Origin of the sequence: Rubrivivax albus (genome assembly GCF_004016515.1) — a bacterium.
Taxonomy (GTDB): domain Bacteria; phylum Pseudomonadota; class Gammaproteobacteria; order Burkholderiales; family Burkholderiaceae_C; genus Rubrivivax; species Rubrivivax albus.
Genome location: NZ_SACT01000002.1, coordinates 39,168 through 64,514, shown reverse-complemented (window position 1 = coordinate 64,514; position 25,347 = coordinate 39,168). Strand labels below are relative to the sequence as shown.

General features: G+C 69.6%; 27 protein-coding genes and 1 pseudogene. 18 read left to right on the top strand and 10 right to left on the bottom strand.

Annotated elements, in window-relative coordinates:
- Positions 1 to 14: 14 nt before the first annotated feature.
- A pseudogene (locus tag ENE75_RS25685) lies at positions 15 to 839 on the top strand (HD-GYP domain-containing protein); the annotation flags it as partial.
- A 274-nt stretch (positions 840 to 1,113) separates the two neighbouring features.
- On the opposite strand, the gene gpmA reads toward ENE75_RS25685, so the two are convergent.
- On the bottom strand, positions 1,114 to 1,863 hold the full coding sequence (gene gpmA, locus ENE75_RS06500; protein WP_128197024.1) for a 2,3-diphosphoglycerate-dependent phosphoglycerate mutase: 750 nt from the start codon (positions 1,861 to 1,863) through the stop codon (positions 1,114 to 1,116).
- 50 nt (positions 1,864 to 1,913) lie between these two features.
- Between gpmA and ENE75_RS06495 the strand changes: the two genes are divergently transcribed.
- The 4 genes from ENE75_RS06495 to ENE75_RS06480 all read left to right on the top strand — a co-directional run bounded on the left by ENE75_RS06495 (position 1,914) and on the right by ENE75_RS06480 (position 4,233).
- Complete coding sequence (locus ENE75_RS06495) at positions 1,914 to 2,321, top strand: rhodanese-like domain-containing protein (RefSeq protein WP_128198205.1); 408 nt, start codon at positions 1,914 to 1,916, stop codon at positions 2,319 to 2,321.
- Positions 2,322 to 2,381: 60 nt separating this feature from the next.
- The gene (gene grxC, locus ENE75_RS06490) at positions 2,382 to 2,645 is read left to right on the top strand and encodes a glutaredoxin 3 (RefSeq protein WP_128197023.1); all 264 of its coding nucleotides are present in this window, start codon (positions 2,382 to 2,384) and stop codon (positions 2,643 to 2,645) included.
- A gap of 81 nt (positions 2,646 to 2,726) precedes the next feature.
- Positions 2,727 to 3,200 (top strand): protein-export chaperone SecB, encoded by a 474-nt coding sequence (gene secB, locus ENE75_RS06485; RefSeq protein WP_128197021.1) that lies wholly within the window; start codon positions 2,727 to 2,729, stop codon positions 3,198 to 3,200.
- A gap of 31 nt (positions 3,201 to 3,231) precedes the next feature.
- The gene (locus ENE75_RS06480) at positions 3,232 to 4,233 is read left to right on the top strand and encodes an NAD(P)H-dependent glycerol-3-phosphate dehydrogenase (protein ID WP_128197019.1); all 1,002 of its coding nucleotides are present in this window, start codon (positions 3,232 to 3,234) and stop codon (positions 4,231 to 4,233) included.
- Here ENE75_RS06480 and ENE75_RS06475 read toward each other — a convergent pair.
- Positions 4,215 to 4,685 carry a tRNA (cytidine(34)-2'-O)-methyltransferase gene (locus tag ENE75_RS06475; protein ID WP_128197016.1) on the bottom strand — a complete coding sequence of 157 codons (471 nt, stop codon included), beginning with the start codon at positions 4,683 to 4,685 and terminating at the stop codon, positions 4,215 to 4,217. The genes ENE75_RS06480 and ENE75_RS06475 overlap by 19 nt on opposite strands.
- Before the next feature lie 13 nt (positions 4,686 to 4,698).
- Complete coding sequence (locus tag ENE75_RS06470) at positions 4,699 to 5,214, bottom strand: ComF family protein (protein WP_233258964.1); 516 nt, start codon at positions 5,212 to 5,214, stop codon at positions 4,699 to 4,701.
- A 208-nt stretch (positions 5,215 to 5,422) separates the two neighbouring features.
- On the opposite strand from ENE75_RS06470, the gene ENE75_RS06465 reads away from it, so the two are divergent.
- The 8 genes from ENE75_RS06465 to ENE75_RS06435 all read left to right on the top strand — a co-directional run bounded on the left by ENE75_RS06465 (position 5,423) and on the right by ENE75_RS06435 (position 11,762).
- A complete protein-coding gene (locus ENE75_RS06465; RefSeq protein ID WP_233258963.1) occupies positions 5,423 to 6,295 on the top strand; it encodes a methyltransferase domain-containing protein in 873 nt (290 codons plus the stop codon).
- A 126-nt stretch (positions 6,296 to 6,421) separates the two neighbouring features.
- Positions 6,422 to 7,006: a DUF2244 domain-containing protein gene (locus ENE75_RS06460; protein ID WP_128197008.1), complete on the top strand. Its 585-nt coding sequence runs from the start codon at positions 6,422 to 6,424 to the stop codon at positions 7,004 to 7,006.
- Positions 7,003 to 8,169, top strand: a complete 1,167-nt coding sequence (gene coxB, locus ENE75_RS06455; protein ID WP_128197006.1) for a cytochrome c oxidase subunit II — start codon at positions 7,003 to 7,005, stop codon at positions 8,167 to 8,169. The genes ENE75_RS06460 and coxB overlap by 4 nt, the downstream gene beginning before the upstream one ends.
- A gap of 25 nt (positions 8,170 to 8,194) precedes the next feature.
- Entirely contained in the window at positions 8,195 to 9,835 is a 1,641-nt protein-coding gene (gene ctaD / locus ENE75_RS06450) for a cytochrome c oxidase subunit I (RefSeq protein WP_128197003.1), read from the top strand.
- Positions 9,836 to 9,845: 10 nt separating this feature from the next.
- Positions 9,846 to 9,959, top strand: coding sequence for a cytochrome oxidase small assembly protein (locus ENE75_RS25250; RefSeq protein WP_233258962.1), 114 nt, complete (start codon positions 9,846 to 9,848; stop codon positions 9,957 to 9,959).
- Between the two features lie 7 nt (positions 9,960 to 9,966).
- Positions 9,967 to 10,605, top strand: coding sequence for a cytochrome c oxidase assembly protein (locus ENE75_RS06445; RefSeq protein WP_128197001.1), 639 nt, complete (start codon positions 9,967 to 9,969; stop codon positions 10,603 to 10,605).
- The gene (locus tag ENE75_RS06440; protein ID WP_128196998.1) at positions 10,602 to 10,832 is read left to right on the top strand and encodes a DUF2970 domain-containing protein; all 231 of its coding nucleotides are present in this window, start codon (positions 10,602 to 10,604) and stop codon (positions 10,830 to 10,832) included. Before ENE75_RS06445 ends, ENE75_RS06440 begins: the two co-directional genes overlap by 4 nt.
- A gap of 45 nt (positions 10,833 to 10,877) precedes the next feature.
- Positions 10,878 to 11,762, top strand: coding sequence for a cytochrome c oxidase subunit 3 (locus tag ENE75_RS06435; RefSeq protein WP_128196996.1), 885 nt, complete (start codon positions 10,878 to 10,880; stop codon positions 11,760 to 11,762).
- 52 nt (positions 11,763 to 11,814) lie between these two features.
- Here the strand turns inward: ENE75_RS06435 and ENE75_RS06430 are convergent, their stop codons facing one another.
- Positions 11,815 to 12,036, bottom strand: a complete 222-nt coding sequence (locus tag ENE75_RS06430) for a DUF2909 domain-containing protein (protein ID WP_128196993.1) — start codon at positions 12,034 to 12,036, stop codon at positions 11,815 to 11,817.
- A 48-nt stretch (positions 12,037 to 12,084) separates the two neighbouring features.
- Here ENE75_RS06430 and ENE75_RS06425 point away from each other — a divergent pair, with 48 nt between their 5' ends.
- From ENE75_RS06425 to ENE75_RS06405, 5 genes are read left to right on the top strand one after another with little or no spacing between them, the layout of a single operon-like run.
- Positions 12,085 to 12,783, top strand: coding sequence for an SURF1 family protein (locus ENE75_RS06425; protein ID WP_310733621.1), 699 nt, complete (start codon positions 12,085 to 12,087; stop codon positions 12,781 to 12,783).
- A complete protein-coding gene (locus ENE75_RS06420) occupies positions 12,737 to 13,444 on the top strand; it encodes an SCO family protein (RefSeq protein ID WP_128196989.1) in 708 nt (235 codons plus the stop codon). The genes ENE75_RS06425 and ENE75_RS06420 overlap by 47 nt, the downstream gene beginning before the upstream one ends.
- A gap of 4 nt (positions 13,445 to 13,448) precedes the next feature.
- Positions 13,449 to 14,582 (top strand): COX15/CtaA family protein, encoded by a 1,134-nt coding sequence (locus tag ENE75_RS06415; protein ID WP_128196987.1) that lies wholly within the window; start codon positions 13,449 to 13,451, stop codon positions 14,580 to 14,582.
- A 22-nt stretch (positions 14,583 to 14,604) separates the two neighbouring features.
- Positions 14,605 to 15,510 carry a heme o synthase gene (cyoE, locus tag ENE75_RS06410; RefSeq protein ID WP_128196985.1) on the top strand — a complete coding sequence of 302 codons (906 nt, stop codon included), beginning with the start codon at positions 14,605 to 14,607 and terminating at the stop codon, positions 15,508 to 15,510.
- A complete protein-coding gene (locus tag ENE75_RS06405) occupies positions 15,498 to 16,112 on the top strand; it encodes an SCO family protein (protein WP_128196983.1) in 615 nt (204 codons plus the stop codon). Before cyoE ends, ENE75_RS06405 begins: the two co-directional genes overlap by 13 nt.
- A gap of 112 nt (positions 16,113 to 16,224) precedes the next feature.
- On the opposite strand, the gene rpoH is transcribed toward ENE75_RS06405, so the two are convergent.
- From rpoH to dxs, 6 genes are all read right to left on the bottom strand, one after another.
- Positions 16,225 to 17,157 carry an RNA polymerase sigma factor RpoH gene (gene rpoH / locus ENE75_RS06400; protein ID WP_128196980.1) on the bottom strand — a complete coding sequence of 311 codons (933 nt, stop codon included), beginning with the start codon at positions 17,155 to 17,157 and terminating at the stop codon, positions 16,225 to 16,227.
- Positions 17,158 to 17,247: 90 nt separating this feature from the next.
- The gene (locus ENE75_RS06395) at positions 17,248 to 20,412 is read right to left on the bottom strand and encodes a CHASE domain-containing protein (RefSeq protein WP_158288874.1); all 3,165 of its coding nucleotides are present in this window, start codon (positions 20,410 to 20,412) and stop codon (positions 17,248 to 17,250) included.
- A gap of 42 nt (positions 20,413 to 20,454) precedes the next feature.
- Positions 20,455 to 21,327 (bottom strand): aldo/keto reductase, encoded by an 873-nt coding sequence (locus ENE75_RS06390; RefSeq protein ID WP_128196976.1) that lies wholly within the window; start codon positions 21,325 to 21,327, stop codon positions 20,455 to 20,457.
- A 4-nt stretch (positions 21,328 to 21,331) separates the two neighbouring features.
- Entirely contained in the window at positions 21,332 to 22,426 is a 1,095-nt protein-coding gene (gene ychF, locus ENE75_RS06385; RefSeq protein ID WP_128196973.1) for a redox-regulated ATPase YchF, read from the bottom strand.
- Between the two features lie 64 nt (positions 22,427 to 22,490).
- Positions 22,491 to 23,288, bottom strand: a complete 798-nt coding sequence (gene folE2, locus ENE75_RS06380; RefSeq protein ID WP_128196971.1) for a GTP cyclohydrolase FolE2 — start codon at positions 23,286 to 23,288, stop codon at positions 22,491 to 22,493.
- Positions 23,289 to 23,441: 153 nt separating this feature from the next.
- Entirely contained in the window at positions 23,442 to 25,346 is a 1,905-nt protein-coding gene (gene dxs / locus ENE75_RS06375) for a 1-deoxy-D-xylulose-5-phosphate synthase (protein WP_128196969.1), read from the bottom strand.
- Position 25,347: the final 1 nt, after the last annotated feature.

The window sequence follows — 25,347 nt, the reverse complement described above, 5'->3', positions numbered from 1 at the left end:
CCTGGGGGCAGGCCATGGCGCAACTCGGCGACGTCACGGGCGAGATCCGCGTCGTCGAACCGCTGCAGTTCGACATCCTCAATGCCAACGGCGTGCTGCTGCTGGCGCGCGGGCAGATCGTGGCGTCGGCCCGCCAGCTCGAGCAGCTGGTCGAGCGCGGCTCGACGGTCGAGGACGCGGACGTCGAGCGCGTGCGTGCCGTGAAGGCGGCGAATCCGGATAGACCGCTGACCCTGTTCGACCTCTGGGCGCAGGCGCCAACGCGGCTGGAACAGCTGCTGGCCGGACTCGCCGAACCTGGCTTCGGTGAACGGCTGCAGGCCTTCGCCCTGGACTTCGTGGCGCTGGCGCGACGCGACGTGGACATCGCGATCTACCTCACCATCCGCCAGGACCCGGCGCGCCTGCAGCGCTATGGGCTCGCGCATGCGCTGCACACGGCGCTGGTGGCCGAGCTGGCGGCGCAGCGGCTGGGGTGGTCGGACGACGACCGCCTGCGCTTCGTGAAGGCGGCCTTGACCATGAACATGGCCATCGTCGACCTGCAGGGCCGCCTCGCGGCCAGCGACAACAGGCTCACCGAGGCACTGCGCGCCGAGTTGAGGGCCCATCCCGAAGCCGCAGCGGCCAGCCTGCGGGGCGCGGGCATCGACGACACCGCCTGGCTCGACGCCGTGGCGCAGCACCACGAGCGGCGTGGTGGCACCGGCTACCCGGCCGGCCTGGACGCGCCCACGCCGCTGGCGGTGGCACTGCGCCTGGCGGATGTGTTCATGGCCAAGATCAGCCCGCGCGCAGCCCGTCCGGCGTTGCCGATCCAGGAGGCGGCACGGCAGATGTTCCTGGAAGCCGACGGCAGCCCGGTGGCCGCCGCGGTGATCAAGGAATACGGCATCTACCCGCCCGGCGACTTCGTGCAACTGGCCAGCGGCGAGCGTGCCGTCGTGGTGCGCCGCGGCGCCGATGCGCGGACGCCCCAGGTGGCGGCCATCACCAATGCCGCAGGGGCCGCGATCGTGGACACGATTGCGCGCGACACGCGCGAGAAGGCACACGCGTCGTCGGCCCGGCGGCCGAACGCAAGCTGGTTGTCCGCGTGCCGCCGGAGCGGCTCTACGGCCTGGCCTGACCCTGCGCGGCCACGGCGGCGGCCGCAGCAGCCACCGCCTCGGCATCACCGAGATAGCGCTTGGCGACGGGCTTCAGGTCGACGTCGAGCGTGTAGACGAGCGGGATGCCGTTGGGGATGTTGACGCCCACGATGTCGGCGTCGCTGATGCCGTCGAGGTACTTCACCAAGGCGCGCATGCTGTTGCCGTGGGCGGCCACGAGCAGCCGCTTGCCGCTGCGGATCTGCGGCGCCAGCTCCTCGTGCCAGAGCGGCAGCACACGCGCCACCGTGTCCTTCAGGCATTCCGTCAGCGGCACCTGTTCGGTGCTCAGCCCCGAATAGCGCGGGTCGCTGCGTTCGCAGCGCGGGTCCTCTGCCGTCAGCGGCGGCGGCGGCGTGTCGTAGCTGCGGCGCCAGACGAGCACCTGCGCGTCGCCGTACTGCTGGGCCATGTCGGCCTTGTTCAGGCCCTGCAGCGCACCGTAGTGGCGCTCGTTGAGCTGCCAGCGGTTGACCACCGGCAGCCAGGTGCGGTCCATCGTGTCCAGGCAGTGCCACAGCGTCCAGATGGCACGCTTGAGCACCGAGGTGTAGCAGAGGTCGAACTCGAAGCCTTCGGCCTTCAGCAGCCGGCCGGCGTCGCGTGCCTGGGTCACGCCGGTGGGCGTGAGGTCCACGTCGGTCCAGCCGGTGAAGCGGTTCTCGAGGTTCCAGGTGGATTCGCCGTGACGGAGCAGGACCAGGGTGTGCATGCACTGAATTCTATAATCCCAGGTTTTCCTGATTGGACGCCTTGCCCGTGTTGGACTTCCTGCGCGAGAACTGGATGCTGGTGCTGCTGGCGGTGACGTCGGGCGCGATGCTGCTGCGGCCGTCGCTGGCAGGGGCCGGCGGTGGCAAGGTTTCGGCCAACGAGGCCGTGCGCCTGATCAACCGCGAGAAGGGCGTGCTGATCGACGTCTGCGAACCGGCGGAGTTCGCGGCGGGCCACCCGGTGGGGGCGAAGAACGTGCCCTTTGGCAGCCTCGACGGCGCCAAGGCCCTGCCGTCCAACAAGTCCACGCCCGTCATCGTGACCTGCGCCTCCGGCGCGCGCGCCGGCCGGGCGGCGGCGCTGCTGCGCAAGCAGGGCTACGAGAAGGCCGTGGCGCTGGCCGGCGGCAACCGCGGCTGGGCCGATGCCAGCCTGCCGGTGGAGAAGACGGCGTAGTCCACACGGGCTTGTGGCCGCCGGCAGCACGAAATGCCCGTCGTGCGCACAATGCAGGGGATGAGTCCGGTCCGCATGTACACCACGCAGGTCTGCCCCTACTGCGTGCGCGCGAAGATGCTGCTGCAGAAGCGGGGCGTGGCACAGATCGAGGAGATCCGGGTCGACCTGGACCCCGGTGCCCGCGACCACATGATGCAGATCACCGGCCGGCGCACCGTGCCGCAGATCTTCATCGGCGACACCCATGTCGGTGGCTGCGACGACCTGTTCGACCTCGACCAGCGCGGCGGCCTGATGCCGCTGCTCGGCGCCGCCACCTGATCCGGGGCCCCGGCGCCGGCTGGCGCCACCGGGGCGTCAGGGCTGCCGGGTGATAATCCGCGATTCAACCGGAAGACACCCATGGCCGAAGACAACACCCCTGTATTCAACATCCAGCGCATGTACCTCAAGGACCTGTCGCTGGAGCAGCCCAATTCGCCGCAGATCCTGCTCGAGCAGCAGCAGCCGCAGGTCGACATCAACCTCGGCATGGCGGCCGAGGCCGTCGCCGAAGGCATCTTCGAGGTCACCGTCACCGCCACCGTGACCACCAAGGTGCAGGACAAGGTGCTGTTCCTCGTCGAGGCCAAGCAGGCCGGCATCTTCGAGATCCGCAACGTGCCGCAGGAGCAGATGCAGGGCATCGTCAGCATCGTCTGCCCGCAGATGATCTACCCCTACCTGCGCGCCATCGTCTCCGACGTCTGCACGCGTGCCGGCTTCCCGCCCATCCTGCTGACGGAAGTGAACTTCCAGGCCATGTTCGAGGCCCAGCAGCAGGCCCAGGCTGCAGAGGCCAACGGCGGCTCGCGCATCATCACCGGCGCAAACTGAGCGCCGCGGCGCCGCAGCGTCCCACCTCGCCATGCGCATCGCCATGCTCGGGGCCGGTGCCTGGGGCACGGCCCTGGCCATGGCCGCCGCGGCACGCCACGATGTGGTGCTGTGGGCACGCGACGCGGCGCAGGCCGAGGCGATGAGCCTCGGCCGCGAGAACACCCGCTACCTGCCCGGCGAGCCGCTGCCGGCGGCGCTGCGCATCACGGCTGATCGTCACGAGGCCCTGGCCCATGGGGTCGGCGGCCTGACCGTGGTGGCCACACCCATGGCCGCGCTGCGCGGTCTGCTCCGGGCCGTGCCCGACCAACGCGGCCTGCTGTGGCTGTGCAAGGGCTTCGAGCAGGGCAGCGGATGCCTTGGCCACGAGGTGGCGCGCGAGGAACGCCCCGATGCGCCCTGCGGCGTGATCTCGGGTCCGAGTTTTGCGCTGGAAGTGGCCCGCGGCCAGCCCACGGCCCTGGTGGCGGCCAGCGCCGATGCCGAACTTTCCGCGGCCGCCGTGCAGGCCTTCCACGGCGACAGCCTGCGCGTCTACAGCAGCGACGACGTGGTGGGCGTGGAGGTGGGCGGTGCGGTGAAGAACGTGCTGGCCATCGCCACCGGCATCGTCGACGGCATGCCCCAGCCGGGGCTCAATGCGCGAGCGGCCCTGGTCACCCGCGGGCTCGCGGAGATGACGCGGCTCGGGCTGGCGCTCGGCGCGCGGGCCGAGACCTTCATGGGGCTGTCGGGCCTGGGCGACCTGGTGCTGACGGCCACCGGCGACCTGTCGCGCAACCGGCGTGTGGGCCTGTTGCTCGCGCAGGGCCTGGACCTGCCGCGCATCCTGGCCGAACTCGGCCACGTCGCCGAAGGCGTCTACAGCGCGGCCACCGTGCTGGCCCGGGCGCGTTCGCTCGGCGTCGAGATGCCGATCACCGAGGCCGTGGTCGAGGTGCTCGAAGGGCGCCTGACACCTGGACAGGCCATGTCCCGCCTGATGGGGCGCCCGACGCGTCCGGAAGCGATTCAGCCGCCGCCGGCGTAACCCTGCTGGCGCCAGGCCTCGAAGACAGCCACCGCGACCGCATTGCTCAGGTTCAGGCTGCGCTGGGCCGGGCGCATGGGCAGGCGCACGCGCTGCGCAGCGGGGAAGCGCTCGCGCAGCTCAGGGGCCAGGCCACTGGACTCGCTGCCGAAGACCAGCCAGTCGCCCGGTTGCCAGGCCACCTGTCCGAACGGACGGCTGCCGCGGGTGGTGAAGGCGAAGCGCCGGGCAGGGTCACCGCCGACCGCGGCACACAGCGCCGCCCAGTCGCCGTGGCGCTGCACCGGTGCGAACTCGTGGTAGTCCAGCCCGGCGCGGCGCAGCAGCTTGTCGTCCATCGAGAAACCCAGCGGTTCCACCAGGTGCAGGGTGCAGCCGGTGTTGGCGGCTAGGCGGATGACGTTGCCGGTGTTCGGCGGGATCTCCGGCGCGACGAGCACGATGTGGAACATGGGAGATCGTCGTTCAGGGCGTACGGGCCAGCACCCAGGCCTGGACCGACGCGGCGCCCGCGTCGTGCAGCGTCTGCGCTGCCTCGGCCAACGTGGCGCCGGTGGTCATCACGTCGTCCACCAGCGCCAGGTGGCGCCCGGCCACGCGCTGCGGCTGCGGCACGGCAAACACCCCACGCAGGTTGCGTCGGCGTTCGGCGCGGTCCAGCCCGGCCTGCGGGTCGCGCTCCAGCGGGCGCTGCAGCAGGTGTGCGTCGGCCCTACGCCGGTGCCGCCGCGCGACGCGGCGTGCGAGTTCCCAGGCCTGGTTGTAGCCGCGCTGGGCCAGCCGCTGCCGGCTGAGCGGTATCGGCAGCACGAGGTCGACGGTCGCGGCATCGGCGGCGGGCACGGCGTCGGCCAGGCGTGCGGCCAGCGCGGCCGCCAGGTCCACGGCGCCGTGGTACTTGAACTGCACGATCAGTTGGTCCCACGGTGCGCGGTAGTCCACGGCGCAGTGGCAGCGCTGTAAGGGCAGGGGATGTGCCATGCACGCTCCGCAGTGTGCGTCGTCCGTGGCCAGCCGCAGACCACAGCCGAGGCAGCGCGTGGCGGACGTCCGTGGCCCGCAGTCGCCGCACAGCCGTCCACGCGTCCAGCGCCGGCAGCTTTCGCACTGGCCGGGCAGGCGGGTCGGGTCGATACGTGGCAGCGGCGGCATGGAGGCGGCCAATATACTGACCCGCATGGCCGATCCGATGCGTGCCCCCCCGACCCGGCGCGCGGTCGACGATGCGGCACTGCGGCGCATCCGGCGCCGTCTGGCGGCGGCCGCTCAGCCGCCCTGGCTGCACGGCGAGGTCGCGCGCCGCATGGTGGAGCGCCTGCCGATCTTCCGTCGCCCGCCGCTGCGCATCGTCGACTGGTACGGGCGCGATGGGTCCAGCCTGCCGCTGCTGAAGCGGGCCTGCCCGAAGGCGGAGATCGTGCGTGTGGACCCAGAGGCGACGGAGTCTGCAGCCGTGCCGACGCCGTCCCGGTGGTTGCCGTGGCGGCGGCAGGCCGCTGCCGCGCTGACGCCGGCGGTGTCGCTGCCGTCCGATGCTGGCGACCTGCTGTGGGCGAACATGGGGCTGCACTGGTGCGCGGATCCGCTGGTCGAGATGCGGCGCTGGCACCGCGTGCTGCCGGTGGATGGCGTGCTGATGTTCACCACCGTGGGCCCGGGCACGCTGCCGGCGCTGCGCCAGCACTACGCGGCGGCCGGCTGGCCACCAGCGGCCGCCGCGCTGGTGGACATGCACGATCTCGGCGACATGCTGGTCGAGGCCGGCTTTGCCGAACCGGTGATGGACCAGGAAACCCTGACCCTCACCTGGCCCGATGCGGCGGCGCTGCTGCAGGAACTGCGCAGCCTGGGCGGCAACGCCGACCCCGGCCGCTGGCCCGGTCTGCGCACGCCCCGCTGGCAGCGCGAACTTCTGAGCGCGCTGACGCCAGCCGATGGCGCCAAGCCGGCGATGGCCTTCGAGATCGTCTACGGTCATGCCATGCGCGGACGGCTCAAGGTGCCCGTGTCGGGCGAGACGCGGGTGGAGCTGGAAGCCATGCGATCTATACTCCGCCGTTGATCTCTGGTTTGATCCAGGTCGAAGCGCATAGAATTAGCCGAGACTGATATTTGGTACCCCTGACCGTGTCAGGTGAATGCCGAAGATCAGGCCGAGGATCGAACCACTGCAGCCCGTTCCGTGTCGATGAGCACCGTCACCGCCCCTTCCCCCTGGCCGGCCCCCGCGGCCGCGCCTGCGTGGCGGTTCGGGCGGGTGATGTCTGCGGCCAACGGGCGCGAGGGGCTGCAATGGGTGCTGCGGCGCAACTGCTCTATCACGCCGCGCCAGCTGATCGGCGTCTACCTGTCGCTGTGTGCCGTGTCGCTGGTGATCGGCGCCGCGTTCTGGTGGCACGGCGCGCCGTTCGTGATGGCGTTTGCCGGCGTGGAAGTGCTGCTGGTGGGTTTGGCGCTGGTGATCTACGCGCGCCACGCGGCTGACCGCGAGACCGTCACGCTCAGCGGGCGGCTACTGGTGGTGGAGCGCTGGCTAGGCCCGCAGGTGGAGCGCGCGGACTTCCGCGCGGAATGGTTGAGCGTCGAACCCGCGCAGGCGCAGGGTTCGCTGGTGGAATTGGCCGGTGAGGGCCGGCGCATCCAGATCGGCCGCTTCGTGCGGCCGGAACATCGGGCGGCCCTGGCGCAGGAACTGCGCCGGGCGCTGCGCCGGGCGCAGTCGGGGCTGCCGCCGCTGGAGACACAGGAATCGGAACTGGAATCGCAACGATGATCACGACAACGATGAAACTGCTGCGTCGCGTCGCTGCCGGCGGCATGCTGGCCGGTTGGGCTGCATCGGCCCTGGCGCAGGTGAACGACCTGCCGGGCGGCCCGGCCGTCAACCAGCTCAACCTGCACCCGCCGGCGAGCCAGATCGCCGAGCAGCAGCAATGGCTGCACTGGATGATGCTGATCATCTGCCTGGCGATCTTCGTCGCCGTGTTCGGCGTGATGTTCTATTCCATCCTCAAGCACCGCAAGTCGGTCGGCCACAAGGCGGCCAACTTCCACGAGAGCCTGACGGTCGAGATCGCCTGGACCATCGTGCCGTTCATCATCGTGATCGCGATGGGCGCGATGGCCACGCGCACGGTGGTGGCGCAGAAGGACACGTCCAACGCCGACATCACGGTCAAGGCCACCGGCTACCAGTGGAAGTGGGGCTACGACTACCTCAAGGGTGAAGGCGAAGGCATCGGCTTCCTGTCGACGCTGGACAACAGCCACCGCGAGATGTCCGACGCCGGCGCGCCCCAGGGCGACGACTACCTGCTGAAGGTGGACAACCCGCTGGTGGTGCCGGTGGACAAGAAGGTCCGCATCGTCACCACCGCCAACGACGTGATCCACGCCTGGATGGTGCCGTCGCTGGGCGTCAAGCAGGACGCCATCCCCGGTTTCGTGCGAGACACCTGGTTCAAGGCCAACAAGACCGGCGACTTCTATGGCCAGTGCGCCGAGCTCTGCGGCAAGGAGCACGCCTACATGCCGATCCACGTGAAGGTGGTGACGCAGGCCGAGTACACCGCCTGGGTGGACGGCAAGATGAAGGAAATGCAGGCGCTGGCCGACGACCCGAGCAAGGTCTGGGAACTGGCCGATCTGGTGGCCCGTGGCGAGAAGGTCTACCAGGCCAACTGCCAGGCCTGCCACCAGGCCAACGGCAAGGGCGCAGGCCCGATCAAGGCCCTGGACGGCAGCGCGCTGGTGCTGAACGACCCGGCCGCGCAGATCCAGATCTTGCTCAACGGTGCGGCCAACGGCGCGATGCCGGCCTGGCGCCAGCTCTCGGACACCGAGATCGCCGCCGTCATCACCTACACGAAGAATTCGTGGAGCAACCAGACCGGCAAGCTCGTGCAGCCTGCCGAGATCGTGGCTGCCCGCAAGTAATCCAGCATCCGCCCAGGAGAATCGCATGAGTGCAGTCCTCGACCACCACGGCGGTCACGCGCACGACGACCACGCGCACGACCATCACCCGACCGGCTGGCGCCGCTGGGTCTTCGCGACGAACCACAAGGACATCGGCACGATGTACCTGTTGTTCTCGTTCACGATGCTGATGATCGGCGGCGTGCTGGCGTTGGGCATCCGCGCCGAGCTGTTCCAGCCCGGCCTGCAGTACGTGAACCCGCAGCTGTTCAACCAGCTGACCACGATGCACGGCCTGATCATGGTGTTCGGCGCCATCATGCCGGCCTTCGTGGGCTTCGCGAACTGGATGATCCCGCTGCAGATCGGTGCCGCGGACATGGCGTTCGCGCGCATGAACAACCTCAGCTTCTGGCTGATGATCCCGGCGGCCCTGATGCTGGTGGCGTCGTTCTTCATGCCCGGCGGTGCGCCGGCGGCTGGCTGGACGCTCTACGCGCCGCTGACGCTGCAGATGGGCCCGTCGATGGACGCCGGCATCTTCGCGATGCACATCCTCGGCGCGAGCTCGATCATGGGCTCGATCAACATCATCGTCACGATCCTGAACATGCGCGCGCCGGGCATGACGCTGATGAAGATGCCGCTGTTCTGCTGGACCTGGCTGATCACGGCCTACCTGCTGATCGCGGTGATGCCGGTGCTCGCCGGCGCGATCACGATGACGCTGACCGACCGCCACTTCGGCACCAGCTTCTTCAACCCCGCCGGCGGTGGTGACCCGGTGATGTACCAGCACATCTTCTGGTTCTTCGGTCACCCCGAGGTCTACATCATGATCCTGCCGGCGTTCGGCATCGTCAGCGCCATCATCCCGGCCTTCTCGCGCAAGAAGCTGTTCGGCTATGCGTCGATGGTCTACGCCACGGCGTCGATCGCGATCCTGTCGTTCATCGTCTGGGCGCACCACATGTACACGACCGGCATGCCGGTCACCGGCCAGCTGTTCTTCATGTACGCGACGATGCTGATCGCGGTGCCCACGGGCGTGAAGATCTTCAACTGGCTGGCCACGATGTGGAAGGGCGAGATGACCTTCGAGGTGCCGATGCTGTGGGCGGTCGGCTTCCTGTTCGTGTTCTCGATGGGCGGTTTCACCGGCCTGATCCTGGCCATGGCGCCGATCGACATCCAGCTGCAGGACACCTACTACGTGGTGGCGCACTTCCACTACGTGCTGGTGGCCGGCTCGCTGTTCGCGCTGTTCGCCGGCGTGTACTACTGGGGCCCGAAGTGGACCGGTGTGATGTTCTCCGAGACGCGCGGCAAGATCCACTTCTGGGGCTCGCTGATCTTCTTCAACATCACCTTCTTCCCGATGCACTTCCTCGGCCTGGCCGGCATGCCGCGCCGCTATGCCGACTACCCGATGCAGTTCGCCGATTTCAACGCGATCGCCTCGGTGGGTGCCTTCGGCTTCGGTCTGATGCAGGTCTACTTCTTCTTCTTCATCGTGCTGCCGATGATGCAGGGCAAGGGCGAGAAGGCGCCGCAGCGCCCCTGGAACGACCCGGACGGTCGCGGTGCCGAGGGCCTGGAGTGGGAAGTGCCGTCGCCGGCCCCCTGGCATACCTTCGAGACCCCGCCGAAGCTCGACGCGACCGCCACCAAGGTGGTCGGCTGAGGTGAACACGATGGACGAACGCCAGCGCAAGGCCAATGTCCGCCTGGGGCTGATCCTGGCCTCGGTGGCGCTGGTCTTCGCGCTGGGCTTCGTGGCCAAGATCGCCTTCCTGGGGCCGAACTGAGCCGATCATGTCCGAGCGCGACCCCGCCTCGACGGCCGCCACCGTCGGCACCGACAACCGCCGCATGCTGGGCAAGCTGGCGGTGATCGTGGTGCTGATGTTCGGCTTCGGCTACGCCCTGGTGCCGATGTACCGCGCCATCTGCGATGCCCTGGGCATCAACGTGCTGTCGGTGTCGGAACAGCGCATCTCGCAGGGTTGGCTGGGCGGCAGCAAGGCCAAGGGCAACACGCAGGTCGACACCACGCGCACCATCACCGTGGAATTCGATGCCAACGCGCGCGGCCCTTGGGACTTCAAGCCGGCTGCGTCGTCGGTGCAGGTGCACCCGGGTGAACTCGCGACCGTGATGTACACCTTCCGCAACGTGCAGAACCGGACGATGGCCGCGCAGGCCATCCCCAGCTATGCGCCACGGCAGGCGTCGCCGCACTTCACCAAGCTGGAGTGCTTCTGCTTCAACGAGTACGTGCTGCAGCCGGGCGAGGCCAAGGAGTGGCCCGTGGTCTTCGTCATCGACCCCAAGCTGCCCAAGGACGTGACCACCATCACGTTGTCCTACACCTTCTTCGAGGTCGGCGGCAAGGTGCCGGCGGCGCCCGAAGGTGGTCTGGCCCGCGCGCCGGCGGACGGAGCGCGCCTGTGACGCAGGACCTGAAACACGCGGCACAGCGCCCGCTGTCCTTCGGTCAGACGGTCAAGGCGGTGGCCTGGTCCTTCATCGGCCTGCGCAAGGGCGCCGGCTATCAGCAGGACATCCAGAAACTCAACCCGGTGCACGTGATCGTCGCCGGCATCATCGGCGCGGCGTTGTTCGTGCTGACCCTGGTGCTGATCGTGCGCTGGGTGATCAGCAGCGGCGTGGCCGGCTGACCCATTCAAAGACAATCGGATTTCGCTTCGAGGAGAGAACGTTCCATGGCGGCCACGACCCCTGCGGGCAGCACCCCGTACTACTTCGTCCCCGGTCCATCGCGCCATCCGGCGATGGTGGCGCTGGGCATGTTCTTCGTCATCCTGGGTGCCGGCCAGTGGGTCAATGGCGCCGGCTGGGGTGCGTACTCGCTGCTGCTGGGTGTGGTGATCTGGCTCAGCGTGCTGTTCCAGTGGTTCCGCGACGCCATCGCCGAGAGCGAGGGCGGGCTGTACTCCGACCGCATCGACGTCAGCTTCCGCTGGAGCATGAGCTGGTTCATCTTCTCGGAGGTGATGTTCTTCGCGGCCTTCTTCGGCGCGCTGTACTGGGCCCGCGTGCACGCGCTGCCCATGCTCGGTAACCTGGATCACCAGATCCTGTGGCCCGATTTCAAGGCCATCTGGCCCAGCGCGGGTGGCGGGGCGACGGCGTCGCCGGCCGGCACCGTCGAGCCTTTCCAGACCATGGGCCCGTGGCCGCTGCCGACCATCAACACCGCGCTGCTGCTGACCTCCGGCCTGACGCTGACGATCGCGCACCACGCGCTGATCGCCAACCAGCGCGCGAAGACGATCTTCTGGATGTGGATCACCGTGATCCTGGGCGCCACCTTCGTCGGCGTGCAGGCCTACGAGTACATGCACGCCTACCGTGACCTGAACCTCAAGCTCAGCTCCGGCATCTTCGGCAGCACCTTCTTCATGCTCACCGGCTTCCACGGCTTCCACGTGCTGGTCGGCATGCTGATGCTGCTCTTCATCACGCTGCGCCTGATGAAGGGCCACTTCACGCCGCAACGTCATTTCGGCTTCGAAGGGGCGGCCTGGTACTGGCACTTCGTGGACGTGGTCTGGCTGGGCCTGTACTTCCTCGTGTACTGGCTCTGAGGCCCAACGCCCGGAACGAGCGCCGCCGCGGGCGGCGCTTTGTTTTTCCGGCTCAGGAGCCGATGGGCACCCCCCCCGGCTTCACCCACCCCATGTACCAAGACAGCAGCACGAACAGGAACAGCGCGATGGACAGCGCCACGCGCAGCGCCAGCGCCCGCGCCATCGGCCGGTTGGTGTCGTCGGGCGCACGGCCCTTGCGCAGCATCAGCAGGCCGGCACTGGCCAGTGCGCCGAGCACGGCCACCAGCATCACGACGATGATCGTTTTCATCGGACCCGATTATCCGCCGGGGGGGCGATGAGCCGCTGGCGCCGGGCCTTGCTGCTGCTGGCCACGGTGGGCGGCGCCGTGCTGACCGCCCGCCTGGGCGTGTGGCAACTCGACCGGGCCGCGCAGAAGGAGGCGCTGCAGGCGGCGATCGAAGTCCGTGGGCAGGAGACGCCGCTCGACGGGGCCGCTGCGCTGGCGATGACGGCTCCCGCTGCCGACGCGCAGGACCATCGGCGGGCTCGGGTGAGCGGCACCTGGCTGCCGGCACGGACCGTGCACCTGGACAACCGCCAGATGGATGGCCGCCCGGGCTTCTACGTGCTGACCCCGCTGGTGCTAGACGATGGCACGGCGTTGATGGTGCAACGTGGTTGGCGCCCCCGCGACTTCGAGGACCGAACCCGTCTGGCGCCGCTGCAGACGCCTGAGGGCCGGGTGACCGTCGAGGGACGTTTGGCCCGCGGCGTGGCACGGTTGTATGCCTTCGACGGCGCGGATACCGGCCCGATCCGGCAGAATCTTGACCTGCTGTCTTACGCCACCGAAAGTGGCCTGCGCCTGCGGCCGCTGCTGTTGCTGCAGACCTCACCGGCCGACGACGGCCTGCGGCGCGACTGGCCGTTGCCCGCGGTCGACGTGCACAAGCACTACGGCTACGCTTTCCAGTGGTTTGCGCTCTGCGCGCTGATCCTTGCCCTGCATGTCTGGTTCCGAGTCCTCCGCCCCCGCTGGGCAAGCCGCACCTGAAGCCCTGAGCTTCACCGTGCATTCGATGCCGCAGCCGTCGCTGGCCGACCGCCGTTCGCGCGTGCTCGGCGGCCGACTGCGGCTGCTGCTCGTGCTGCTGGCCTGCGCGGCCCCGGTCATCGCCTCGTACTTCACGTACTACGTGATCCGGCCGGACGGCCGCACCAACTACGGCACGTTGATCCAGCCGTCGCGCGGGTGGCCGGCAGACCTGGCCCTGCAGGCCATCGACGGTGCGGCGGTTGCCCCGGCGGCGCTGCGTGGCCAGTGGCTGCTTGTCACCGTGGGTGACGCCGCCTGTGACGCCTCTTGCGAGAAGCACCTGTACATGCAGCGACAGCTGCGCGAAATGCTGGGGCGCGAGCGCGACCGTGTCGACCGCGTCTGGCTGATCACCGACGGCGGCACCCCGGCTCAGGCGCTGCGCGAGGCCGTCGAAGCCACGGGCCCGGTCTGGATGCTGCGCGTGGACCGGGCCGTCCTGGCCCGCTGGCTGGCGCCGGCGGACGGTCAGGCCCTGGGCGACCATCTCTACATCGTCGACCCCATGGGCGAATGGATGATGCGCATGCCGGCCGACCCCACGCCGCAGCAGGTCAAGCGCGACCTCGACCGCCTGCTGCGCGCCTCGTCGTCCTGGGACCGGGCCGGACGGGAGTGACACCGTGGACGCCAATGTGCCCGTCGTCGATCTCGCCCCCACGGTGCAGCTGCTGCTGCTGGCGGCGCTGCTGGCGCTGCTGCCGCTGTCCTGGTGGTGGCTGCGCCAGCGCCGGAGCAACCCGCGCGCCCGTGTTGCGGCGCTGACGGCGCTGACCCTGTTCCTGACTTTCGACCTCATCGTCTTCGGCGCCTTCACGCGGCTGACCGATTCCGGCCTCGGCTGCCCGGACTGGCCCGGGTGCTACGGCAGTGCCAGCCCGCTGGGCGCACACGAGGAGATCCACGCCGCGCAGACCGCCATGCCCACCGGCCCGGTCACGTTCTCCAAGGCCTGGATCGAGATGGTCCACCGCTACCTGGCGATGACCGTCGGCGCGTTGATCCTGGTGCTGGCGGCGTTCTCGTGGTTGGCCCGCCGCGAACTCCCGCATTCCCCGTGGTGGGCGTCGGCCACGCTGGCCTGGGTGATCGTGCAAGGCCTGTTTGGCAAGTACACGGTCACGCTGAAGCTCTATCCAGCCATCGTCACGCTGCACCTGATCGGCGGCCTCGTGCTGCTGGCGCTGCTGGTTCACCAACTCGCTCGCTTCCGTGCGTCGCCGCTGCCGGCCGATGGGATGCTGCGTCGTGGCCTGCTGGCCGGGCTGGTGGTCGTCGGGGTCCAGGTGGCGCTGGGCGGCTGGGTCAGCACCAACTATGCGGTGCTCGCCTGCAGCGGCTTTCCCACCTGCAACGGGCAGTGGTGGCCGCAGGCGGATTACGAAGCCGGCTTCACGCTGCTGCGCCACCTGGGACAGGACGGTGCCGGCGGGCTGATCGAGTTCCCGGCCCTGGTGGCCATCCACTTCGTGCACCGCCTGTTCGCGCTGGTCGTGACCGCGGTTCTGCTCTGGCTGGTCTGGCGTCTGGCGCGAGCCGGCGCCCGCAGCGAGGCCCGCGTGCTCGGGGCCTTGCTCGTGCTCCAGATCGCCAGCGGACTGTCCAACGTCGTGCTCGGCTGGCCGCTGCTGGCGGCCCTGGGCCATACCGCCGGCGCGGCGGCCCTGGTCGGGTGGCTGGTGAACCTGCATGCGCGGGCCAGCCTGGGCACCAAGGCCGCCCGACATGGGGCCGCGCTGCGGCCCGCGGTGGCCTGACCGCCAGGAAGATCTCGAGGCCATGTCCACCACCGCCGTCACCACACCGCCCGCCGGCTCGCGCTGGAGCCAGTACGTAGCCCTGACCAAGCCGCGGGTGATCCAGCTCATCGTCTTCTGCGCGCTGATCGGCATGCTGCTGGCCGAGCCCGGCTGGCCTGATTGGACAGCCGTTGGCCTGTCCTGTGCCGGCATCTGGCTGGTGGCCAGCGCGGCGGCGGCGTTCAACTGCCTGGTCGAGCAGCAGATCGACCGCCGCATGGCGCGCACCGCCTGGCGGCCTACGGCCAAGGGCGAACTGAGCACCACGCAGGCGCTGCTGTTCTCCACGCTGTTGTGCGCCGCGGGCAGTGCACTGCTGCTCTGGGGCGTCAATGCGCTGACGATGTGGCTGACGCTGGCCACCTTCGTGGGCTACGCCATCGTCTACACGGTGGTGCTCAAGCCGCTGACGCCGCAGAACATCGTCATCGGTGGCGCGTCGGGTGCCATGCCGCCGGTGCTGGGCTGGGCGGCCATCCGGGGAGACACCGGGCCCGAGGCCTGGATCCTGTTCCTGATCATCTTCCTCTGGACGCCGCCGCACTTCTGGGCGCTGGCGCTGTACCGTGCCGAGGACTACCGCCGCGCCGGCCTGCCGATGCTCCCGGTGACGCACGGCCCCGAGTTCACGCGGCTGCAGGTGCTGCTGTACACGCTGGTGCTGTTCGCGGCCACGCTGCTGCCCTTCATCCAGGGCATGAGCGGCGCGATCTACCTGGCCGCGGCCATCGTGCTTGGCGGCATGTTCATCGCCTACGGCTGGCAGCTGTGGCGCGAGTACAGCGATGCCCTGGCCCGCCGCACGTTCCGCTTCTCCATCTGGCACCTGTCGCTGCTGTTCGCGGCGCTGCTGCTCGACCACTACCTGATGCCATGGCTGTCCTGAAGATCCGTCGCGCGCTGTTGTGCGGTGCCGCCGTGCTGGCGCTGGCCGGCTGCGACCAGGTCGGCAACGGTGCGCCGGCCTTCAAGTCGGTGGACATCACCGGCGCCGACTACGCCCGGGAACTGAACCTGCCCGACGCAGACGGCCAAGTCCGCTCATTGGCCGACTTCCGCGGCAAGGTGGTGGTGGTCTTCTTCGGCTTCACGCAGTGCCCGGACGTCTGCCCGACAACGCTGGCGGAACTGGCGGCGGCCAAGCAACTGCTGGGGCCGGCCGGGGCCGACGTGCAGGGCATCTTCGTCTCGGTGGACCCGGCGCGCGACACGCCCGCGGTGCTGAAGTCCTACGTCGGCAGCTTCGGCACCGACATCGTCGCGCTGCACGGCGACGAGGCGCAGATCAAGGCGGCGGCCAAGGCCTTCAAGGTCTACTACGCCAAGGTGCCCGGCAAGACCGAGACCACCTACACCATCGACCACACGGCGGCCAGCTACGTCTACGACCGCCAGGGCCGTGTTCGCCTGTTCACGCGCTACGGCACCGGGCCCGAGGCGCTGGCGCACGACCTGAAGATCCTGCTCGACGAAAAGCCGAGGGGCTGAGCCTTGACGCAGAACCGTGCCTGCGGACGGTTTTTGCGCATGGCGAAGCGGCCCGGCCTGCAAGCCGGGCCGTGGGAGCATCCGGACGCGAGACCGTCCCTGTCGCCCGTTGTCAGAGCGCCTCGACGGTCTCCAGCGCCTTGCGCATCTTCTTCATTGCCGCCACCTCGATCTGGCGGATCCGCTCGGCGCTGACGCCGTACTCGGCGGCCAGTTCGTGCAGCGTCATGCCGCCGCTGCCGTCGTCGTTGACCTTCAGCCAGCGCTCCTCGACGATGCGGCGGCTGCGTGCGTCGAGCACCTCCAGCGCCTGGCCGATGCCGTCGCCGGCCAGCCAGTCGCGGTGGCGGGCCTCCAGGGCCCGTGTCGGCTCGCCTCGGTCGTCGGCCAGGTACGCGATGGGGGTGTAGGCCTCGTCACCGTCGTCAGCAGGTGGATCGAGCGCCACGTCGCCGCCGGACAGGCGGGTCTCCATCTCGACCACTTCCTCCGGCTTGACGTTCAGTTCACCTGCCATCCGTGCCACCTCGGACGGCGTCAGCGTGCTGCGGTAGCTGTCGGCATCGGCCGCATCGCCCTGGCCTTGCTTGAGCGCCTGCTTCATCGAGCGCAGGTTGAAGAACAGCTTGCGCTGCGCCTTGGTGGTGGCCACCTTGACCATGCGCCAGTTGCGCAGGATGTACTCGTGGATCTCGGCCTTGATCCAGTGCATCGCGTAGCTGACCAGGCGCACACCCTGCTCCGGGTCGAAGCGCTTGACCGCCTTCATCAGGCCCACGTTGCCTTCCTGGATCAGATCGCCCTGGGGCAAACCGTAGCCCAGGTACTGGCGCGAGATGGACACCACCAGCCGCAGGTGCGACAGCACCAGACGCCCGGCGGCCTCGATGTCGCCGTGGTCGCGCAAACGACGCGCCAGCGAGCCTTCCTCCTGCGGCGTCAGCATCGGCAGCCGGTTGACGGCGCTGATGTACGCGTCCAGGTTGCCAAGCGACGGCACCAGCGACCAGGGGTCGCGAACCGAGAGGGCGGTGGAGGTGTTCATGCGCTGTCGGATCCAGGTTGAAGTCCGGAGTTCCGGCATATTAGCACTCGTGGCTGGAGAGTGCTGATCGTCATCAAATGATGTGTGCAATCACTCACCCCATTCCGTGTTGCCTTGCTCGAGCAGGGCATCGACATGCTGGAGCAGTTCGGTCAGGTTCAGCGGCTTGGACAGGTAGGCCTCGGCGCCGGCATGGAGCGCGCGCGCGACGCGCTCCGGCGTGGCGTCGGCCGACAGCACGATGACCGGGATGCCCGCGGTGCCGTCGTCGGCCTTCAGATGGGTCAGCAGGTCCAGCCCGTCGATGTCGGGCAGGTGCATGTCCAGCAGCAGCAGGTCCGGGCGCTCGATGCGCACGGCGGCCAGCGCGTCCAGACCCATGGTAGAGACGGACAAGGCGATCTGCGGCCGCTGTGCCAGCATGCCGCGCATCAGCGCCACGTTGGTCTCGTTGTCCTCCACATAGTGCACGCGCCGCTGCCGGTACCGGCCGTCGCTGGCCGGCGACGCCTTGCCGGGCGTCACGTCCGGGCCCGTGGCGGCGCGTGGCAGCCGGAGCTCGAACATCGAACCCCGGCCCACCTGCCCGCTGGCGGTCAGGCTGCCGCCCATGCATTCGACCAGCCGGCGGCTGATCACGAGGCCGATGCCCGTGCCTTCGACGCCCGATGATTCCCGGCCCAGCCGGTCGAAGGGGTGGAACAGGCGGTCGATCTGTTCGGCCGACAGGCCGATGCCGGTGTCGCTGACACGAAAGACCACCTGCTCGGGCACGGTGTCCGGGTCGACATCCACCTGCACGGCGATCCGGCCGCCGTCGACGTTGTACTTGACGGCGTTGGACAGCAGGTTGGTCAGGATCTGCTTGACGCGCGTCTCGTCGCCCAGCACCGGCGGTACGCCCGGTGCGATGTCTGCCGGCACCACCTGCAGAGCGCGCCTGTCCGCCGCTGCGGCGATCATCGACAGGGTGGCCTCCAGCAGCGCCCGCGGGTCGAGGGCCACCGGGGTCAGGCGCAGGGCGCCGGACTCGATCATCGACAGGTCCAGCGTGTCGTTGATCATGTTCAGCAGGTGCCAGCCAGCGTCCTGCACCTGGTCGATCCAGCGCCGCTGGTGGGCCGCCAGGGGTGCGCTGTTGTCGCGCGACAGCAACTGGGAGAAGCCCAGCATCGCGTTCAGCGGCGTACGCAGTTCATGGCTCATGCGGCCGACGAACTCGCTCTTGGCCTGGCTGGAAGCCTCGGCGGCGCGCCGGGCGCGCTCGCTGGCCTCCAGCTGCAGGTGTTCACCGATGTCTTCGACGACACCCACCAGCCGCTGCAGCTGGCCGTCGGGGCCGCGCAGTGGCGACAGGCCCAGCCGCACGGTGCGTTCGCTGCCGTCGGCGGCGACCAGCCGGACCTGCATGCGGGCCGGCGGTTGCTCGCCAGTGCGCACCTGCTGCAGGAAGGCCTCCACCTCCGCCCGATCGTCCACATGGACCCAGTCGGGCAGGGCCGGCGGGGGCGCTGGCAGCACCACCCGGCCCAGCATCGCCAGCAGGTCGGGATTGGCTTCGCGCAGGCGACCGCTGGCGTCGGCATAGATGATGCCGATGGGCACGTGGTCGACGATGTTGCGCAGCCGGTCCTGGCTTTCCTGCAGCGCCAGGCTCGCGGCACGAAGGTCGGCCGTGCGTTCCGTGACCGCCAGTTCGATGCGCCGCTGTCGCCCCGACACGGTCAGCAGCAGCGCCCCCAGCAGGCCAGCAGTGATCAGACCGGTGGTCGCGAACAGGGTGGTGCCCGCCTCGCTGACCCCTGGCAGCTGTGAGGGCTCGGCCGCCACCTGCCACTGCAGGGCCCTCGGGCCAAGGGTCAGGTTGCGCAGGTAGCGCAGCGTCGCCCGCGGCCGCGCCTCGCAACCCGGGGCCCCGGCCAGGCGTGGACGCTCGGCCCCGGGGTCCAGATCGACCAGGCACCACGCCAGATGCATCGGCACCTGGCGCTGCATGTCGGCCACGAGCGTCTCCAGACGCAGCGTGACGAACACGACCCCGGTGAAGGCGGCGCGGCGTTCGGCATCGGTCCGCGGGTCGCCCTGGTACAGCGCCCGGTAGATCACGATGCCGGTTTCGTCGCCCGTGGCCTGCGTCAGCCGGAAACCCGCCGTGGCCGCCGGTTGGCCCGTGGCGGCCGCACGCTGGATGGCTGCGCGAGCAGCCCGGATGGTCATCGCATCCACCCCCAGCGCAGGACGGTTCGTCGCCAGTGGCTCGATCAACCGGATCGCCACCACGCCGTGCCGGGAAGGCGGCAAGGTCTGGGCGTCCTCGCGTGCAAAGACCCGGTAGTCGGCCACTGGCCCTTCGGCACGTGCGCGCGCCTCGAAATCGGCCACATCGGCTGGATCGACACGGGCGCTGTAGCCGATGGCGGCGATGAAGGGCTGGTCGCGCAGCCAGGGTGCGGTGGCCCGCTGCATCTCGACCGGATCGATGTGCTGCTGGGTGTCGAACAGGCCGTGCATGGCCTGCAGGACATCCAGCGGGCGCCGCAACTGCGCGTCGAGCGCATCGGCCAGGCTCCAGGCGTCGCGCTCGAAGGCCGTGCGCACCCGTTCGCCGTGAGCATGGGCGGCCCAGCCGATGGCCCCGGCCAGCATGGCCGTGGTCAGCAGCATCGGCACCACGAGCGTCAAGCGCCTCGGCGCCCATTCCTCCCGCGGCTGCCCCACCAGCGCCAGCACCACGGGTGCGGCCAGCAACACGCCCAGCACGTCGCCGAGCCACCAGGTCCACCACGACACAGAGACACCCTGCAGCGGCATCTGACCGGCGGCCACCAAGGCCGCGTGAGCCACGCTGGCACTCACGAGGCAGGCCGCCGGGCCGCCCAGCAGGTAGAAGCGGACCACGTCGGCAAATTCGGCGAGCACCAGCGGCTGCGACACCCAGCGCCGCACGAGCGCGCGGCCGAATGCCGCCTGGGCGGCGGCACCGGCGCCGATGGCCGCACCGGCGGCGAGCTCGGTCGCGCCAGGCTGCCCGTGCCAGACCATCAACCCGACGTTGACAGCCGCCGCACCCAGCGCGGCGCCCAGCAGCGCGGGCCAACCGTAGACCAGCGCCACGGCCAGTGCGATGCCGGCGGAGGGGTAGACCGCCACCGCGTGCCCCGGGTGCACGGCCAACTGCACCGCTGCTGCACCGACGATGCCGTAGACCAGCGCGGTCAGCAGGACCACGGTGAGGGGGGCGGCCGGGCGTCTCACCAACTCAGCCTAGCACGGGCTGCCGAGCGGCGACAGCCCTTGTCATGCCACCTCTTGGCCGGCGCCAGCCTGCCAGATTTCGGTCCAGGCCTCGGCATCCAGCCTCAGGCTCAGGGCTGCCAGCGCCTGCTGCAGCCCCGCTTCACGCATCGTGCCCACCACCGGGCGCGGGTGCGTCGGGTGGCGCAGCAGCCAGGCGTAGGCCACGGTGGCCGGCGCCACACCCAGCTGCGCGCCGAGGGCGCCCAGCACCCAGCGCACACGCTGCGCGGCGGGCGACTCGTCGCCCGCCAGCAGCCGCCCGCCGGCCAGTGGCGACCACACCATCGGCCGGCGCCCGCGGCGCTGCAAGGCATCCAGCGTGCCGTCATGGAGCGGTTCACGCCTCAGCGGGTGCAGCTCGATCTGGTTGGTGACCAGCGGGGTGGCCGCGTCCAGCAGTTCGAAAGCCTGCGGCCCGAAGTTGCTGACGCCGAAGGCCAGGATCTTGCCCTCGCGCTGCAGCGCGGCCACGGCGTCGGCCACCTCGGCCGCGTCGAGCAGTGGATCGGGCCGGTGCAGGAGCAGCAGGTCCAGGCGGTCGGTGCGCAAGGCCCTCAGCGAATGCTCGACGCTGGCGCGGATGTGCGCTGCACTGCTGTCGTAGTGCTTGATGCGCGCGGCGCCGCGCGCGTGGCCCGGCAGGCGGATGCCGCACTTGCTGACCAGCTGCAGCCGTTCGCGCAGCGCCGGCCGCAGGGCCAGCGCCTCGCCGAACAGCGCTTCGACGGTGTAGCCGCCGTAGAGGTCGGCGTGGTCAAAGCTCGTCACCCCCAGATCGGTGCAGCGCTCGATCCAGCGCAGCCGCTCGGCCGCCGACCACCCCTGCTCGTGCAGCCGCCAGGTGCCAGCGACGAGCGGGCTCAGGTTCGGCACGGGTTCAGACGTTGAACAGGAAGTTCATCACGTCGCCATCCCTGACGACGTACTCCTTGCCTTCGGCGCGCATCTTGCCGGCGTCCTTGGCGCCCTGCTCGCCGCCGTGGGCGACGAAGTCGTCGAAGGCAATGGTCTGCGCGCGGATGAAGCCGCGCTCGAAGTCGGTGTGGATCACGCCGGCAGCCTGCGGCGCGGTGTCGCCGATGTGGATGGTCCAGGCACGCACCTCCTTCACCCCGGCGGTGAAGTAGGTCTGCAGGCCCAGCAGCGTGAAGGCGGCGCGGATCAGGCGGTTCAGGCCCGGCTCGTCCTGGCCCATCTCGGCCAGGAACAGGGCGCGGTCCTCGTCGTCCATGTCGGCCAGCTCGGCCTCGGTCTTCGCGCAGATGGCCACCACCGGTGCGTTCTGCTTCGTCGCGTAGTCCTTCAGGCGGTCGAGGAAGGGGTTGTTCTCGAAGCCGTCCTCGGCCACGTTGCCGACGAACATCGCCGGCTTGGCGGTGATCAGGCATAGCGGCTTCAGCACCACCAGCTCTTCCTTGCTGAAGTCGATGCTTCGCACCGGGCGCGCCTCGTTGAGTGCCGCCTCGCATTTCTTCAGCACGTCCACCAGGCGCGCGGCGTCCTTGTCCTGGCCCGCCTTGGCCACCTTGGTGTAGCGCACCAGCGACTTTTCCACCGTGGCCAGGTCGGCCAGGCAGAGCTCGGTCTGGATGACCTCGATGTCGGCGATCGGGTCCACCTTGCCGGCCACGTGGATGACGTTCTCGTCCTCGAAGCAGCGCACCACGTTGACGATGGCGTCGGTCTCGCGGATGTGGCTGAGGAACTGGTTGCCCAGGCCCTCGCCCTGGCTGGCGCCGGCCACCAGGCCGGCGATGTCCACGAACTCCACGATCGCCGGCACGATGCGCTCGGGCTGCACGATCTTGGCCAGCTGCGCGAGCCGTGGGTCGGGCAGTTCCACAACGCCGACGTTGGGCTCGATGGTGCAGAACGGGTAGTTCTCGGCCGCGATGCCGGCTTTCGTGAGCGCGTTGAAGAGGGTGGACTTGCCGACGTTGGGCAGTCCGACGATGCCGCACTTGAGGCTCATCGGGGGCTTTCGCAGGGTTCGGGTGAACCCGCGATTTTAGGTGGCCCGGCGCAGGGCGCCGCAGCTACCTTTCGATGCGCGCCCAGGCCGAGTGGTTGTGGATCGACTCGAAGTTCTCCACGTCCACCAAGTAGCGCCCGATGCGGGCGTCCCTGTTCAGCGCCAGCGCCACGTCGCGCACCAGGTCCTCGACGAACTTGGGGTTCTCGTAGGCGCGCTCGGTGACCCACTTCTCGTCGGCGCGCTTGAGCATCGGCCAGATCTCGCAGCTGGCGGCATCCTCGGCGAAACGCACGAGTTCGTGCCATTCCATCGGCTGCAGCAGCTCCACGCGCACGGTGACCAGCGAGCGCTGGTTATGGGCGCCGTAGTCGGAGATCTCCTTGCTGCACGGGCACAGGCTCTTGACCGGCACGGCCACCTCGGCCCAGACCGTGGTGACGCCGGCGCGGGTCTCGCTGATCCAGCGGCCCTGGTAGTCCAGCAGGCTGCTCAGTCCGGAGACCGGCGCCCGCTTGCGCAGGAAGAACTCGAACGCCGCCTCGATGCGGCCTTCGGTGGCGTCCAGCCGGTCCAGCATCTCGGCGTGGCGACGACGCAGGCTGGCAGCGTCCAGCGCCTCGCCGGATTCGGCCAGCGCGTCCAGCCAGGCCACGAAACGCGACATGTGCGTGCCCTTCTGCTCGGCGGGCAGGGCCACGTCCAGCGCCCAGCGGGCCGACGTGCTCTGCACAGCACCGGCCACGCGCACCTGCAGCGGGTAGCGCACGTCCTTCACGCCCACGCGCTGGATCGGCAGGTGCCGTTCGTCGCGCGCGCTCTGCGTGTCGGGGATGTGGAGGGCGTCGGTGAGGTTGTTCATGTCAGTTCCGCCCGGCCGCTCCGAAGGAACCGAGCGCCCCTTCGGCGGGAAGCGGACGAAGTAAGCTTGCGGGCAGTTTCATCACGGTGCCGATCGTCGCACCGATCGACCGACCCTGTCGTCGCCACGGCGTCATCACGCCGTTCGAAAAATTCAATGGTTGGCGGCCGGCCGCAGCAGCGCCGGCCGGCTGCCGAAGCGCTCGCGGATGCCGTGCTCTATGCCGGCCGCGTCCAGACCGTACATCGCCAGCAGCTTGGCCGGGTCGCCGTGGTCGGTGAAGAGGTCGGGCAGGCCCAGCTGCAGCAGCGGCACCGTCACGCCCGCGGCGGCCAGGCATTCAGCCACCGCGCTGCCGGCGCCGCCCATCACGCAGCCTTCCTCCACGGTCACCAAGGCCTCGTGGCTGCGCGCCAGTTCCAGCACCAGGTCGGCGTCCAGCGGCTTGACGAAGCGCATGTCGGCCACCGTGGCGTCCAGCGTCTCGGCCGCCTTGAGCGCAGGGTGGAGCAGGGTGCCGAAGGCCAGCACCGCGATGCGGCTGCCCTTGCGGCGCACCACGCCCTTGCCCCAGGGCCACTCGGCAAACCCGGTGCCGGGCTCGACGCCGACGCCGGCGCCGCGCGGGTACCGCACCGTCACCGGGTGGCTCTGGCGGAACGCGGTGGTCAGCGCCTGGCGGCACTCGGCCTCGTCGGACGGCACCAGCACGCTCATGTTCGGGATGCAGCGCGTGTAGGCGATGTCGTAGGCGCCGGCGTGCGTGGGGCCGTCGGCGCCGACGATGCCGGCGCGGTCGAGCGCGAACACCACCGGCAGGTTCTGCAGCGCCACGTCGTGGATCAGCTGGTCGTAACCGCGCTGCAGGAAGGTGGAGTAGATGGCGACCACCGGTTTCAGACCTTCGCAGGCCAGGCCGGCGGCGAAGGTGACCGCGTGCTGCTCGGCGATACCCACGTCGTGGTAGCGGCGCGGGAAGCGCTGGTGGAACTCGACCATGCCCGAGCCCTCGCGCATCGCCGGCGTGATGCCGACCAGGCGCTCGTCGGCCTCGGCCATGTCGCACAACCAGTTGCCGAAGACCTGCGTGAAGGTGGGCTTGGCCGGCTTGGCCGCCTTCGGGAAACCCTCGGCCGGGTTGAACTTGCCGCTGGCGGCGTGGTATTTGACCGGGTCGGCCTCGGCCAGCCGGTAGCCGTAGCCCTTCTTCGTGACCACGTGCAGGAACTGCGGGCCCTTTTTGGCGCGCAGGTTCTCCAGCGTGGGGATCAGCGAGTCGAGGTCGTGGCCGTCGATGGGGCCGACGTAGTTGAAGCCGAACTCCTCGAAGATCGTGCCCGGCACGACCATGCCCTTGGCGTGCTCCTCGAAGCGGCGCGCCAGCTCGAACAGCGGCGGTGCGTTCTTCAGCACCGCCTTGGCGCCTTCGCGCGCGGCAGCGTAGAACTGGCCGCTCATCAGCCGCGCCAGGTACTTGTTCAGCGCGCCCACCGGCGGGCTGATCGACATGTCGTTGTCGTTCAGGATCACCAGCAGGTCGGCGTTGACGCCGGCGTGGCTGACGCCGGCGTTGTTCAGCGCCTCGAAGGCCATGCCGGCGCTCATGGCGCCGTCGCCGATGATGGCCACGGCCTTGCGGTCCTCGCCCTTGAGCTGCGCCGCCAGCGCCATGCCCAGCGCGGCGCTGATGCTGGTGGAACTGTGTGCTGTGCCGAAGGCGTCGTACTCGCTTTCATCGCGCTTGGGAAAGCCGGCCACGCCGCCGAGCTGGCGCAGCGTATGCATGCGCTCGCGGCGGCCGGTCAGGATCTTGTGCGGATAGGTCTGGTGGCCCACGTCCCAGACGAGGCGGTCCCAGGGTGTGTTGAACACGTAGTGCAGGGCCACGGTGAGCTCCACCGTGCCCAGGTTGCTACCCAGGTGGCCGCCGGTCTGCGACACCGTCTGCAGCACGAACTCGCGCAGCTGCGTGGCCACGGCCGACAGGTCACCGCGGCCCATGCGGCGCAGGTCGGCCGGGGTGTGGATGCGTTCGAGCAGGGGGAAGACAGCAGCCATT